This window comes from Streptomyces sp. NPDC047315 (assembly GCF_040643215.1).
Classification (GTDB): Bacteria; Actinomycetota; Actinomycetes; order Streptomycetales; family Streptomycetaceae; genus Streptomyces.
Map to the genome: position 1 here is coordinate 246,100 of NZ_JBEYTZ010000008.1, position 14,104 is coordinate 260,203.

Sequence of the window (14,104 nt, forward strand, 5' to 3'; positions counted from 1 at the left end):
CGGCGGATCAGGGGCAGAGGACCACAGGAGGCAGGGGATCAAGGGAGGGCGGAGGGCCGGCGGTCACAGGAACGTGCGGCCCTCGCCCCGGTACGTCGGCGCCGACCCCACCACCCGGTCGCCCTCCACCAGGTGCAGCACGTCGAACCGTTCGCACAGCTCCCCGGCCTTCGCGTGCCGGAACCACACCCGGTCGCCGATCAGCAGATCGTCCGCGACGGAGCCGAGCAGCGGCGTCTGCACCTCGCCCGCGCCCTCCTGGCGGGCGTACCGCAGGCCCTCGGGCAGATACGGCACCGGCAGCCGGTCCTTGCCCGCCGGACCCGACGCCGCGTAACCGCCGCCGAGCACCGTCACCGTGCCCACCCCCGGCCGGCGCACCACGGGCAGCGCGAAGAGCGCGGCGGGCCGGCCCGTGAACGACGTGTAGTGGTCGAACAGCCGCGGCACGTACAGCCCGGAGCCCGCCGCGACCTCCGTCACCGCGTCCTCGCCGGCCGTGTGCTGCACGCTGCCGGTGCCGCCGCCGTTGACGAACTCCAGGTCCGGTGCGACCGCCCGCACCGCCCGCACCGCCTCCGCCCGGTGCACCGCGAGCTGCGCCCGCGCCGTGCGCTGCATCAGCCGGATGCCCCGGGACAGCAGCGGATAGCCCTCCACGGCGTCCCCGACGCCCGCCACGTGCCCCTCGTACGCCATCAGCCCCACCAGCCGGAACCCGGGTCGACGCACCACGGACCGCGCCAACTCGGCCAACTGCGCAGGCTCCCGCAGCGGCGACCGGTGAGTCCCGATCCGCACCCGCCCGCCCAGCAGCCGCAGCGCGGTGTCCAGCTCCAGACAGACCCGGATCTCCTCCGCGCCACCGGCCCGGGCCCGGTCGATCAGCTCCAACTGCGCCGGGTCGTCCACCATCACCGTCACGGCCGCGGCCAGCTTGGGATCGGCCGCGAGCTCCGCGTAGCCGGCCCGGTCGACGGACGGATACGCCAACAGGACGTCGTCGAACCCGGCCCGCGCGAGCCACAGCGACTCCGCGAGCGTGAACGACATCAGCCCCGCGAACCCCTCCCGGGCCAGCGCCCGCTCCAGCAGGGCCCGCGCCCGCACCGACTTGGTGGCGAGCCGTACCGGTTTGCCGCCGGCCCGGCGCACCAGATCCGTCGCGTTCGCATCGAACGCCGGGAGGTCGACGACGGCGAACGGCGCGTCCAGATGGGCGGTGGCCCGGTCGTAGCGGGCCCGGTCAGCAGCGGCACGGGGCGTCATGGAGCGAGCTTGCCAGACGGGATTACCGCGGGGTAGGGGGACGTTTTGGGCAGATCCCCTGCGGAGCTGCGGTCTCGGTCCCGCGGGGGCCGCGACACCCCGTAGAGTTACGCAGACGCGGCGACGAACACGCCTGCTACGAGGGGCGATCCGACTGCTGTACGGGGATGACACATGGGGGGCGGCATGAGCATGGAAGAAACCGGCTCTCCGCGCCGCCCCGACGACGCCCCGCCGCCACCGCCCCGCCCTTCGAACATCGCCTCCCTGGTGCCGTCGGACGACGCCCTGCCGACGGGCACGTCCGGCGCCCCCACGGCGCTCTCGGCCCGTCGCCCGCCCCGTCCCACGCTGTCGCTGCGCACGGCCCCCGACGGCAACGTGCTTCCGTCGCCGCCCACGGACGAAGACACCCGCAAACTCCGCCAGGACCCTCCGAAGCCTCCCCGCACGCAACCTCCTGCGGGAACGCTTCCTCCGTCCGCGCCGCGGCGCCCGACGGCCTCGCCCGCCGCGGGAGGCACAGAGCCCGCTGCCGGTGTTCCGGCAGCGCCCGCGGTGCCTGTGGCCCCGGCTGCGCCGTCGCGGCCTGCGGGTTCGACGTCTGCCGGGGGCGCGGGCCCCACTACCGATGGCCCCGCAGTGCCGGCCCCGTCGCGCACGGTCTCCTCCGGTGCCCCGGCTTCCGCGGGAGAAGCGAAGCTCTCTGCCGGTGTTCCGGCAGCGCCCGTCCCGGTTGCGCCCGCCGTGCCGTCCTCGTCCTCGCCCTCCGGCGAAGCTACGAGGTCGTCCGCTCCGTCCGTGCCGCCGCGCTCGGCGCCGTCCGCTGCCCCGGGTGCGTCAACCCCTGCCGTACCGTCACGGCCTCCGGCTCCGGCTCCGGCGTCTGCGGGCGAGACGGCCCCCTCCACTGGTGCTCCCGCAGCGCCGACCCCGCCTGCGCCGCCGCGTACCGCCCCGGGTGCGTCGACCTCGGCCGCGGGTACGAAGCCTTCCGCCGGCGCGCCGCGGACTTCGGGCCCGGCCGCTCCGCGGCAGGCGCCGCCCGCGCCGCCGGCCGAGCCTGCGGGAACGCTTCCCCCGGCAACCGCGCCGCGCAAGGCGCCCGCGCCATCAGGGCGTGCGGGAACGCTTCCCCCGGCAACCGCGCCGCGCAAGGCGCCCGCGCCATCAGGGCCTGCGGGAACGCTTCCCCCGGCGGGACCGCCGCGTACCGCGCCGCGGCAGTCGCCGCCACCTGCGCCAAGGGTTCCGCCAGCGCCCATGCCGCGGCCCGCGCCCGGTGCGGCGCCCGGGACTCCGTCCCGTTCCGTGCCGCCCGTGCCCGGGCGTCCGCCTGCGGCTGGCGCAGTGGCGGGCGTCGAGGCGACCGCGCGGCTGCGGGCCGTACCGCCGCAGCCGCAGTGGGCCGCCCCGGAAGGGCCCGCGGAAGTGACGACGCGGCTGCGGCCCGTGCCCGCGCGGCGCTCGCCACGGGCCGTCGGCGCCGTGATCTGCGGGGTGCTCGGGCTCGGGCTGATCGGCGGGGCGGTCACCGCGGGCGCGCTGACCGGCGGCGCCGGGGCCAGCACCGCGGAGGCGTCCGCCTACGCCCGTGGACACGGCCTGTGGCACAACGCACCGGTCGACAGCCTCTTCCCCCGGACGATCCAGGGCAAGGGCGCCGGGCCCGGCAAGGCCGACCGGTCCTGGACCCGGATAGCCGTCGCGCCCGACGCCGACTGCGCCACCGCGCTCGGCCCCAAGCTCGCCGCCGCCCTGGAACCGGTCGGCTGCGCCCGGGTCGTCCGGGCCACGTACACCGACGCCACCGCCACCAACGTGACCACCGTCGGCATGGTGTTCACCGAAGAGGACGACCACGCGATGGTCTCCCTGTCCCGCCGCTTCGACGGGCAGAAGCTCGACGAACGCGCCGAACTGATGCCCCACGCGTACACCGCACCGGGCACCGTCGCCGACCGCTTCGGCGACCCGCAGCGCGCCAGTTGGACCGTGAAGGTCCTCGTCGACGCACCCGTCGTGGTGTACGCCGTCTCCGGCTTCGCCGACGGACGCGTCATCGACGACCCCGAGCCCGCCGCCGAGGCCCGGGACCGCGCATCGACCACCGCCCCCGCGCAAGCGGGCCTCGGCCACGAGGCGGCCGGCGTCGCGGCCGGCGTCGAGCGCGCACTGAAGTCGGCGCTCAACCCGCCCACGGAGCCCCCGAAATGACGCCGACGAAGCCCCGGCGAACGGCCCGCCGACGCCGCCACCGCGCCGGAGCCCTCCTCGCGGCCACCGCCTTCGCCCTCCTGCCCGCCGTCCCCGCCCGCGCCGACGGCATCCGCGCCCAGCAGTGGGGCCTGGAAGCCCTCAACACCGCCGAGGCGTGGCGCACCACCAAGGGCAAGGGCGTCACCGTCGCCGTCCTGGACACCGGCGTCGACGACGAACACCCCGACCTCGGCGACAACGTCCTGCCCGGCAAGGACTTCATCGGCTTCGGAGCGGCTCGCGGCGAGCGCGCCTGGGCCCGCCACGGCACGGCGATGGCCGGCATCATCGCCGCCCACGGCAGGGGCTGGAACAACGAAGCCGGCGTCATCGGCATCGCGCCCGAGGCCCGGATCCTCCCGATCCGGGTCATCCTCGAAGGCAGCGACCCGGCGCGCGACAGGGCCCGCAAGTCCCGCGGCAGCGCCCTCGCCCAAGGCATCCGCTGGGCCGCCGACCAGGGCGCGGACGTCATCAACCTCTCCCTCGGCGACGACAGCGAGTCCGCCCACCCCGAACCCGGCGAGGACGCGGCCGTGCAGTACGCGCTCGCCAAAGGCGCCGTCGTCGTCGCTTCCGCCGGCAACGGCGGTGAGAAGGGCGACCGCGTCTCGTACCCCGCCGCCTACCCCGGCGTCATCGCCGTCACCGCCGTCGACCGGTACGGCAGCCGCGCCGCCTTCTCCACCCGCCGCTGGTACGCCACCGTCAACGCGCCCGGCGTCGACGTCGTGATACCGGACCCGGACCGCAAGTACTACGAGGGCTGGGGCACCAGCGCCGCAGCCGCCTTCGTCTCCGGCGCCGTCGCCCTCGTCCTCGCCGCCCACCCCGACCTCACCCCCGCCCAGGTCAAGCAACTCCTGATCGACACCGCCCAGGAGCGCCCCGAGCAGGGCCGGGACGACGCACGGGGCTACGGCATGGTCGACCCGGCCGCCGCGATCCTCCAGGGGGGGAAGATCCGCCCCGGCGACCCCAAGGCCGCCACCGCCGGCTACACCAAGCAGCACTTCGGCCCGGGCCCGCAGGAGACCGCGGCCCCGAAGGAGTCGTCCGGCTGGCTCGCGCCGCTCGTGGGCGGCGTCGGAGCGCTCGTCCTCGCCATAGCGATCGTGCTGTGGCGCGGCGCCCACCCCCGCAGCGACGGCTGACCCACCCCTGCGCCCGCGGCTCCGGCCGCCCCGCCGACGGCCCGCCGCACCACGGGAACTACGCTCGACCCGTGGAGCTCAAGAACATTCCCGACCCCGGCTTCTCCGACGACGACGGCACCGCCGACCCCCGGCTGGACGCGGCCCTCACCGCCTGGTCCGCAGACCGCACCGCGGTGCGCCCGGTCCTCGAAGCACTCGCCGGGGCGCGACTGCTCGTGCCCGTCGTCGCGGTGCTCGGCGAGGTCGAGACCGACGAGAACGGGCTGCGACGCGAGAAGACCAGCGACATGGCGGTGCCCACGCTGACCGCGGGCGACCGCCGCGCGCTGCCCGCGTTCACCTCGATGGCGACCCTCGCCCGCTGGGACCCCAAGGCCAGGCCCGTCGCCGTCCCCCTCCACCAGGCGCTCCAGGCCGTCGCCCACGAGAAGGCCGACACCCTCGTCATCGACCTGGCCGGGCCGGTGCCGTTCGAGCTGAGCGGCGCCGCGCTGCGGGCGCTCGCCGAGGGCCGCACCAGCGCCCACCCGCTCGACGACCCCGCCGTCACCGAAGCGGTGCGTCAGGTCGTGGCCGCCGAGCCCGCGCTCGTACGGGCCCACCTGCTGCGCGGCGGCGACACCGACGGCACCCTCGCCCTCGTGCTGACCGACGACTCGGCCGCGCCCGAAGCGGCCCGGCGCGTCGCATCGGGCATCGCGGGCCACGACGTACTGAGGGCCCGCCTGGTGCGGGGCCTCGACCTGGCGGTGCTGCCGGCCGGGGCCACCCCTCCGGGCGAGCCCTTCTTCGTCCGCGCGTAGCGCGCGTCGTCGGCTACTGCCGGCGACCGTCAGCCGTAGACGGGCCCGGTGTACTTCTCGCCCGGACCCTGACCCGGCTGGTCCGGCACCAGCGACGCCTCGCGGAACGCGAGCTGGAGCGACTTCAGACCGTCACGCAGCGGAGCGGCGTGGAAGGAGCTGACCTCGGTGGTGCTCGCGTCCAGCAGCCCGGCCAGCGCGTGCACCAGCTTGCGCGCCTCGTCGAGGTCCTTGTGTTCCGCGCCGTCCTCCGTCAGGCCCAGCTTCACGGCGGCTGCGCTCATCAGGTTCACCGCGACCGTGACGATCACCTCGACGGCCGGCACCTCCGCGATGTCGCGGGCCATGGCGTCGAAGTTCGGGGCATCGCCGGCCTGGTCGGGGGCGGGGGGCTGGATCGCGTCACTCATGCCGCCCACCCTATGCCCCGCCCCGGGACACGCCGCCGGGGCCACCGATTAGCCCGTTCCGCCCGGAACTGCTAACCTTGTGTGACGACCGGCTGGACACGAATGTGCCCGGCCCACAAGTGGAGGCTCCGATCTCCCACCTGGCCGCCCCTGGGGCGGCGGGTCACCGGTCAGGCGGTGGCCATCGTTCCGTACGGACGATGGAAGCCGCCCGAAGTGCGCCCCGCGGGCCCCGCGGCGGTGCTCCGGTATTCGAGGAGCTGCCGCCTGTGTCCCGTTCGGGGCATTTTTCGTGCTCCTGCGCGGTTGGTCTTACCAAACAGACGTCACGCGGCTGTCTGCCAGCCGGCCGCGCGGTGCTACCGAGGAGGATCCATCAGCGCCGAGCCCCGCATCAACGACCGGATTCGCGTTCCCGAAGTGCGGCTTGTCGGACCCAGTGGCGAGCAGGTGGGCATCGTCCCGCTCGCCAAGGCCCTCGAACTCGCTCAGGAATACGACCTCGACCTGGTCGAGGTCGCGGCGAACGCCCGGCCGCCCGTGTGCAAGCTCATGGACTACGGGAAGTTCAAGTACGAGTCGGCCATGAAGGCCCGTGAGGCGCGCAAGAACCAGGCGCACACGGTCATCAAGGAGATGAAGCTCCGGCCGAAGATCGACCCGCACGACTACGACACCAAGAAGGGTCACGTCGTCCGGTTCCTCAAGCAGGGTGACAAGGTCAAGATCACGATCATGTTCCGTGGTCGTGAGCAGTCCCGCCCCGAGCTTGGCTTCCGTCTGCTCCAGCGTCTCGCGTCCGATGTCGAGGACCTCGGATTCATCGAGTCGAACCCGAAGCAGGACGGCCGCAACATGATCATGGTGCTCGGTCCGCACAAGAAGAAGACCGAGGCCATGGCCGAAGCGCGTGAGGCCCAGGCCGCACGCAAGGCCGACCGCGGTGCGAAGGCCCAGGCCAGCGCGCCGACCGAAGAGCCCACCGAGGGCTGACCCCGGGGCTACCGAGGGTTACTGGGGCTCGCCCCGGGCGCCCGGCCCCGGTCCGAAACCAAGATTGACGCCCCCGTCTGCCCTGCGCCCTGCGCCGGGGAGGGCGTCACTGACGAGGAGATACGGCGCGATGCCGAAGAACAAGACGCACAGCGGCTCCAAGAAGCGCTTCAAGATCACCGGCTCCGGCAAGGTGCTCCGTGAGCGCGCCGGCAAGCGCCACCTGCTGGAGCACAAGCCGTCCACGCTGACGCGCCGCCTCACCGGCACCGCGGAGATGGCTCCCGGCGACGCCAAGAAGATCAAGAAGCTTCTCGGTAAGTGACGTCGTCCCCCGCCTCCGCCCAGCGCCCGCCCCAGCGGCAACGGCGCGCGCGGATGCGAGGAGGAACGACGCCGGGACCGGGAGACCCATTCGTATTCGGGTCGTGCCGTCACGAGCACGACCCCGCTACAAGGAGTTAACAAGTGGCACGCGTCAAGCGGGCAGTCAACGCCCACAAGAAGCGCCGGGCGATCCTGGAGCAGGCCAGCGGCTACCGCGGTCAGCGTTCGCGCCTGTACCGCAAGGCCAAGGAGCAGGTCACCCACTCGCTGGTCTACAACTACAACGACCGCAAGAAGCGCAAGGGCGACTTCCGTCAGCTGTGGATCCAGCGCATCAACGCCGCTGCCCGCCAGAACGGCATGACGTACAACCGCCTCATCCAGGGTCTGAAGGCCGCCAACATCGAGGTGGACCGCAAGATGCTGGCCGAGCTGGCCGTCAACGACGCCAACGCGTTCGCCGCGCTGGTCGAGGTCGCCCAGAAGGCGCTCCCGGCCGACGTGAACGCGCCGAAGGCCGCGGCCTGATCGCTGCGTGATCCTCACCGCCTCCGGACCCGCAGGCCCCCGTGGCCTGCGGGTCCGTGCGTATCCGTACGCACCCGGCCCGGCCCCGACCGAGCCCTGCTGACCCCCGCACCCAGCGACAGCCCCGGCGCACCCGGCAGCGAGCACCTACCGAAAGCGAGTTCATGGCCGCCCCCGAGTTGATCTCCCCGCGCTCGCCGCGCGTCGCCGCCGCCCGACGGCTGGCGAAGCGGAACTTCCGCGGCAAGGAGCGGCTGTTCCTCGCCGAGGGACCGCAGGCCGTGCGGGAGGCCGCCGGGCACCGGACGGCCGGGGAAGCCACCCTCGTCGAGCTGTTCACCACCCTCGACGCCGCCGAGCGGCACGCGGACGTCGTCGGCGCCGCACGCGACGCCGGCGCCCGGGTGCACCTCGCGGACGAAGCCGTGATCGCCGACATCTCCACCACCGTCACCCCCCAGGGGCTCGTCGGCATCTGCCGCTTCCTCGACTCGCCGTTCGAGGAGGTCGTGAGCGGCGCGCCCCGGCTCGTGGCCGTCCTCGCCAACGTGCGCGACCCCGGGAACGCCGGCACCGTCCTGCGCTGCGCCGACGCCGCCGGAGCCGACGCCGTCGTCCTCACGGACGCCTCCGTCGACCTGTACAACCCCAAGGCGGTGCGGGCGTCCGTGGGCTCCCACTTCCACCTCCCCGTCGCCGTCGGGGTCCCCGTCGAGCAGGCCGTACGGGAGCTGAAGGGCGCCGGGGTGCGGATCCTGGCCGCGGACGGCGCAGGGGACCGGGACCTCGACCACGAGCTGGACGCGGGCACCATGGGCGGCCCCACCGCGTGGATCTTCGGCAACGAGGCGTGGGGACTGCCCGAGGAGACCAGGGCGCTCGCGGACGCGGTCGTACGGGTTCCCATCCACGGAAAGGCCGAGAGCCTGAACCTGGCGACCGCCGCGGCCGTATGTCTCTATGCCTCGGCGCGCGCCCAGCGCGCCGGCAGCGTGCGATGACCACAACGCAGCAAGGGTGCGTGCCAGGGCACGACGGGCAGGCGGGACTTTGAAGTCACCCCCTAGCGCAGGGGGTCCGAGCGGTCACCTTGAGCTAGTAGGGTGACGGGCTCGGGGGGCCGCGGAGGCGGAGAGGCGGGGAAACGGGCATGAGTGTCGGGACGAGTGGACTGGCGGAGACGCACGGGACGTTCCTGTGCGCCTCCAACAACCCCGAGGCATTGGCCGTCGACCCGGACGACCTCCCCGACGGGCTCGTGGTCGCCGACGAGCACGGCCGGGTGATCTGCTTCAACGAAGCGGCCGTGCGCATCACCGCCGTCCCCCGCGCCGACGCGATCGGCCTGCCCTTAGACCGGGTCCTCCCGCTGGAGGACCTCAAGGGACGCCGCTGGTGGGCGCTGACCGACCCGTACGGCGGGCTGGCCACCCGGGTGGGACAGCCCGAGCGCAATCTGCTGCTCCCCGGCGGCCGGGAGGTCCTGGTCTCCGCCCGCTACGTGCGCAAGCACCCCACTGGGCCGATACGACGACTCGTCGTCAGCATCCGCGGCACCGAGGCCCGCCGCCGCAACGAGCGCAGCAACGCCGAGCTGATCGCCACCGTCGCCCACGAACTGCGCTCCCCGCTCACCTCCGTCAAGGGCTTCACGGCCACCCTGCTCGCCAAGTGGGAGCGGTTCACCGACGACCAGAAGCGCCTGATGCTGGAGACCGTCGACGCCGACGCCGGCCGCGTCACCCGGCTCATCGCCGAACTCCTCGACATCTCCCGGATCGACTCCGGCCGGCTGGAGGTCCGCCGCCAGCCCGTCGACGTCGCCGCCGCCGTCAGCCGGCACGTCCAGGCCCACATAGCCAGCGGCCAGAGCCCCGACCGGTTCCTCGTACGGATCCGGCACGCGCTGCCCGACCTGTGGGCCGACCCGGACAAGATCGACCAGGTCCTCGGCAACCTGCTGGAAAACGCGGTGCGCCACGGCGAGGGAACCGTCACCATTGACGTGGCGCCCGCATCGGCGCTGCGCGACCCCGACGACCCCGACGCCGCAGCCACCCAGGAAGGGACGGCCGTCACCGTGAGCGACGAAGGCCCCGGCATCCCCGAGGAGTCGATGAGCCGCGTCTTCACCCGCTTCTGGCGGGGCAGCAAGCGCGGCGGCACCGGGCTGGGCCTGTACATCGTCAAGGGCATCGTGGAGGCGCACGGCGGGACGATCACCGTCGGCCGCGGACCGGGCGGCGGAGCCGAGTTCCGATTTACCCTGCCCGTCGGCGCCCCCGCTTATCTGAGCTGAGCCGCCCTCGGGCCACCCCCGCGAGGCCCGGCCGGCAGCCCCTTCGCCGAGCCCGGGGCTCACCTTCGGAAACACCCGCCCCGCGCGACCTTTAGACTCGGCCATTGGCACCTTTGCGTCCTACGTCGTCGAGCGGGGCCGCGCCCACCAAGCCAATCGGAAGCACGGGAAGAGATGTCGGCACCCAACAAGTCGTACGACCCGGTCGAGGTCGAGGCACTGAAACCGGAAGAGATCGAGCGCATGCGCGACGAGGCGCTCGCCGCCTTCGCCGCCGCACCGGACCTCGACGCGCTCGCCCACGCGAAGGTCGCGCACACCGGGGGCACCTCGCCCCTCGCCCTCGCCAACCGCGAGATCGGCGCCCTGCCGCCGCAGGCGAAGGCCGACGCCGGCAAGCGCGTCGGCCAGGCCCGCGGCGCGGTGAACAAGGCGCTCGCCGCCCGCCAGGGCGAACTGGAGGCCGAGCGCGACGCCCGGGTGCTGGTCGAGGAGGCGGTGGACGTCACCCTGCCGTACGACCGCGTACCGGCCGGCGCCCGCCACCCCATCACCACGCTCTCGGAGCGCATCGAGGACGTCTTCGTCGCCATGGGCTACGAGGTCGCCGAAGGACCCGAGGCGGAAGCCGAGTGGTTCAACTTCGACGCGCTGAACATCGGCCCCGACCACCCCGCGCGCGGCGAACACGACACGTTCTTCGTCCGCGGCGAGGGCGCGGCGGCCGACGGCTCCGGCGTCGTGCTGCGCACCCACACCTCACCGGTGCAGATCCGCTCGCTGCTCCAGCGCGAGCTGCCGGTCTACGTGATCTGCCCCGGCCGCGTGTACCGCACCGACGAACTGGACGCCACCCACACCCCGGTCTTCCACCAGGTCGAGCTGCTGGCCATCGACGAGGGCCTGACCATGGCCGACCTCAAGGGCACCCTGGACCACATGGTGCAGGCGCTCTTCGGCGGCGAGGGCATGAAGACCCGGCTGCGGCCGAACTTCTTCCCCTTCACCGAGCCGTCCGCCGAGATGGACATGGTCTGCTACGTCTGCCGCGGCCAGTCCGTCGGCAACCCCGACCGCCCCTGCCGCACCTGCTCCAGCGAGGGCTGGATCGAACTCGGCGGCTGCGGCATGGTCAACCCCAAGGTCCTGGTGGCCTGCGGGGTCGACCCCGAGAAGTACAGCGGATTCGCCTTCGGGTTCGGCATCGAACGGATGCTGATGTTCCGCCACAACGTCGAAGACATGCGAGACATGGTCGAGGGTGACGTCCGGTTCACCCGGCCCTTCGGGATGGAGATCTGATGCGGGTCCCGCTTTCCTGGCTGCGGGAGTACGTCGACCTGCCGGCGACCGCGACCGGCCGTGACGTGCAGGCCAAGCTCATCGCCGCCGGTCTGGAGGTCGAGAGCGTCGAGCAACTCGGCGCCGGCCTCACCGGCCCCCTGGTCGTCGGCCGGGTCCTCTCGATCGAAGAGCTGACCGAGTTCAAGAAGCCGATCCGGTTCTGCCTGGTCGACGTCGCGGACGCCAACGGCACCGGGGAGCCGCAGGAGATCATCTGCGGCGCCCGCAACTTCGCCGTCGGCGACAAGGTCGTCGTTGTGCTGCCCGGCGCCGAGCTGCCCGGCGGCTTCAAGATCTCCGAGCGCAAGACGTACGGCCGCGTCTCCCGCGGCATGATCTGCTCCTCCGGCGAACTCGGCATGGGCGAGGACGGCAGCGGCGGCATCATCGTCCTGCCGCCGGAGCACGAGGTCGGCACGGACGCCGTCGAGCTGCTGGAGCTGCGCGACGAGGTCCTGGACATCGCCGTCACCCCGGACCGCGGCTACGCCCTGTCGATGCGCGGCGTCGCCCGCGAGGCCGCCACCGCCTACGGGCTGCCGCTGCGCGACCCCGCGTTGCTGGACGTGCCCGGCCCGAACGCCGACGGCTACCCCGTCAAGGTCGCCGACCCCGTCGGCTGCGACCGCTTCACCGCCCGCACCGTCGTCGGACTGAACCCCGAGGCGCGCTCCCCGATCTGGCTCCAGCGCCGGCTGCAGAAGGCCGGCATGCGCCCGATCTCGCTCGCCGTCGACATCACGAACTACGTGATGCTGGAGCTCGGCCAGCCGCTGCACGCCTACGACCGCTCGCTGATCGAGGGGCCGATCGGGGTGCGCCGCGCCGAGCCGGGGGAGAAGATCACCACCCTCGACGGCGTCCAGCGCGTCCTCGACCCCGAAGACCTGGTCATCACCGACGACCGCGGGCCGATCGGCCTCGCCGGCGTCATGGGCGGTGCCCACACCGAGATCGCCGACACCGTCGTCGACGCCGAGACCGGCCAGGTGCACGGCACGTCCGAAGTCGTCGTCGAAGCGGCGCACTTCGACCCCGTCGCCATCGCCCGCGCCGCCCGGCGCCACAAGCTGTCCTCCGAGGCGTCCCGGCGCTTCGAGCGCGGTGTCGACCCGCTCGCAGGCGCCGCCGCGGCCCAGCGCACGGTCGACCTGCTGGTGCTGCTCGCCGGCGGCACCGCCGAGCCCGGCGTCACCCAGGTCATCTCGCCCAGCGCCCCCCGCACGGTCACCATGCGCGCCGACCACCCCGACGAGGTCGCGGGCGTCGCCTACGGCCGCGAGACCGTGGTCCGCCGCCTCCAGCAGGTCGGCTGCGACGTCTACGGGCAGGACGAACTCGTCGTCACCGTCCCGTCGTGGCGCCCCGACCTCGCCGCGCCGAACGACCTCGCCGAAGAGGTCATCCGGCTGGAGGGGTACGAGAACCTGCCGTCCCGGCTGCCCCGGCCCACCTCGGGCCGCGGGCTCACCGAGCGCCAGCGGCTGCACCGCCGCGTCGGGCGCGCGCTCGCCGGCGAAGGCTACGTCGAGGCGCTGAACTACCCGTTCGTCGGCGCGTCCGCGCTCGACCGGCTCGACCTGCCCGCCGACGACCCCAAGCGCCGCCTGGTCACCCTCGTCAACCCGCTGTCCGACGAGGAGCCCGCACTGCGCTCCACGCTGCTGCCCGGGCTCCTCGGCGCCCTGCGCCGCAACGACGGCCGCGGCAGCCACGACCTCGCCCTCTTCGAGACCGGTCTGGTCTTCCACCCGAACGCCGAGCCCCGCCGGGCCGCGGCGCTCGGCGTCGACCACCGTCCGTCGGACGAGGAGCTGGCCGGTCTCGACGCGGCCCTGCCCGACCAGCCCCGGCACGTCGCCGTGGTGCTGGCCGGCGCCCGCGAGCAGGCCGGCTGGTGGGGCAAGGGACGCCCGGCGGACTGGGCCGACGCCGTCCAGGCGGCCCGCACCGTCGCCCGCGAGGCAGGCGCGGAACTCGCCGTAGAGCAGGCCCAGTACGGCCCGTGGCACCCCGGCCGCTGCGCCGAGCTGTTCGTGGTGATCGACGGGGTCAAGACCTCCGTCGGGCACGCCGGCGAGCTGCACCCGCGCGTCACCAAGGCGTTCGGGCTGCCCGCCCGCAGCTCTGCGATGGAGCTGGACCTGGACCTGGTGGCCGAGGCGGGCGAGGGCGCGCCGACCGCGCCGCGCATCTCCACCTTCCCCGTCGCCACCCAGGACGTCGCCCTCGTGGTCGACGCCCAGGTCCCCGCCGCCTTCGTGGAGCACGCACTGCGGCTGGGCGCCGGTGAACTGCTGGAGTCCATCCGACTGTTCGACGTCTTCACCGGCGAACAGCTCGGCGAGGGCAAGAAGTCGCTGGCGTACGCGCTGCGCTTCCGCGCCCCCGACCGCACCCTCACCGTCGAGGAGGCGACCGCGGCGCGCGACGCCGCCGTCGCCAGCGCGACCCAGCACGCGGGAGCGGTCCTGCGCGGCGCCTGACGCCGCGCGTGCACTGCACAGCAGCCCCCGACCGCCGGTGCGCGGTCGGGGGCTGCTCCGCGTCCACCCCCGCAAAGGTCCTCGTCGTGCCTCCGTGCGCCCCTGTGACGACTGTCACAACACGCCGGCAGTCTCACTCATTTGAGTGAGAAGAGGGGAGGTTGTTCCCTTCGTCCCCGCACGATCGACAGAATCGTCCCGGCCGTAGGGGCGGCCCGGAGCGCCGGGC

The 14,104-nt window shown here is 73.7% G+C and carries 12 protein-coding genes; 10 read left to right on the top strand and 2 right to left on the bottom strand.

What is annotated here, in order from left to right:
• Positions 1-63: 63 nt before the first annotated feature.
• Positions 64-1,269: an amino acid deaminase/aldolase gene (locus tag ABZ842_RS11875; RefSeq protein WP_361535754.1), complete on the bottom strand. Its 1,206-nt coding sequence runs from the start codon at positions 1,267-1,269 to the stop codon at positions 64-66.
• A 1,320-nt stretch (positions 1,270-2,589) separates the two neighbouring features.
• Here ABZ842_RS11875 and ABZ842_RS11880 point away from each other — a divergent pair.
• The 3 genes from ABZ842_RS11880 (at position 2,590) to ABZ842_RS11890 (ending at position 5,488) form a co-directional block, all read left to right on the top strand.
• Entirely contained in the window at positions 2,590-3,486 is an 897-nt protein-coding gene (locus ABZ842_RS11880) for a hypothetical protein (protein WP_361535757.1), read from the top strand.
• A complete protein-coding gene (mycP, locus tag ABZ842_RS11885) occupies positions 3,483-4,682 on the top strand; it encodes a type VII secretion-associated serine protease mycosin (RefSeq protein ID WP_361535760.1) in 1,200 nt (399 codons plus the stop codon). The genes ABZ842_RS11880 and mycP overlap by 4 nt, the downstream gene beginning before the upstream one ends.
• Before the next feature lie 71 nt (positions 4,683-4,753).
• Positions 4,754-5,488 carry an SseB family protein gene (locus ABZ842_RS11890; protein ID WP_361535763.1) on the top strand — a complete coding sequence of 245 codons (735 nt, stop codon included), beginning with the start codon at positions 4,754-4,756 and terminating at the stop codon, positions 5,486-5,488.
• 29 nt (positions 5,489-5,517) lie between these two features.
• Here the strand turns inward: ABZ842_RS11890 and ABZ842_RS11895 are convergent, their stop codons facing one another.
• Positions 5,518-5,898, bottom strand: a complete 381-nt coding sequence (locus tag ABZ842_RS11895; RefSeq protein ID WP_361535766.1) for a DUF1844 domain-containing protein — start codon at positions 5,896-5,898, stop codon at positions 5,518-5,520.
• A 306-nt stretch (positions 5,899-6,204) separates the two neighbouring features.
• On the opposite strand from ABZ842_RS11895, the gene infC reads away from it, so the two are divergent.
• The 7 genes from infC (at position 6,205) to pheT (ending at position 13,875) form a co-directional block, all read left to right on the top strand.
• Positions 6,205-6,891 (top strand): translation initiation factor IF-3, encoded by a 687-nt coding sequence (infC, locus tag ABZ842_RS11900; protein WP_361535768.1) that lies wholly within the window; start codon positions 6,205-6,207, stop codon positions 6,889-6,891.
• Between the two features lie 130 nt (positions 6,892-7,021).
• Positions 7,022-7,216, top strand: coding sequence for a 50S ribosomal protein L35 (rpmI, locus tag ABZ842_RS11905; protein WP_214938272.1), 195 nt, complete (start codon positions 7,022-7,024; stop codon positions 7,214-7,216).
• Between the two features lie 143 nt (positions 7,217-7,359).
• Complete coding sequence (gene rplT, locus ABZ842_RS11910; protein ID WP_361535772.1) at positions 7,360-7,746, top strand: 50S ribosomal protein L20; 387 nt, start codon at positions 7,360-7,362, stop codon at positions 7,744-7,746.
• 164 nt (positions 7,747-7,910) lie between these two features.
• The gene (locus tag ABZ842_RS11915; RefSeq protein WP_361535775.1) at positions 7,911-8,747 is read left to right on the top strand and encodes an RNA methyltransferase; all 837 of its coding nucleotides are present in this window, start codon (positions 7,911-7,913) and stop codon (positions 8,745-8,747) included.
• A 149-nt stretch (positions 8,748-8,896) separates the two neighbouring features.
• A complete protein-coding gene (locus ABZ842_RS11920) occupies positions 8,897-10,045 on the top strand; it encodes an ATP-binding protein (RefSeq protein WP_361535778.1) in 1,149 nt (382 codons plus the stop codon).
• 174 nt (positions 10,046-10,219) lie between these two features.
• Positions 10,220-11,347 (top strand): phenylalanine--tRNA ligase subunit alpha, encoded by a 1,128-nt coding sequence (gene pheS, locus ABZ842_RS11925; protein WP_361535781.1) that lies wholly within the window; start codon positions 10,220-10,222, stop codon positions 11,345-11,347.
• A complete protein-coding gene (gene pheT, locus ABZ842_RS11930; protein WP_361535784.1) occupies positions 11,347-13,875 on the top strand; it encodes a phenylalanine--tRNA ligase subunit beta in 2,529 nt (842 codons plus the stop codon). Before pheS ends, pheT begins: the two co-directional genes overlap by 1 nt.
• Positions 13,876-14,104 lie beyond the last annotated feature (229 nt).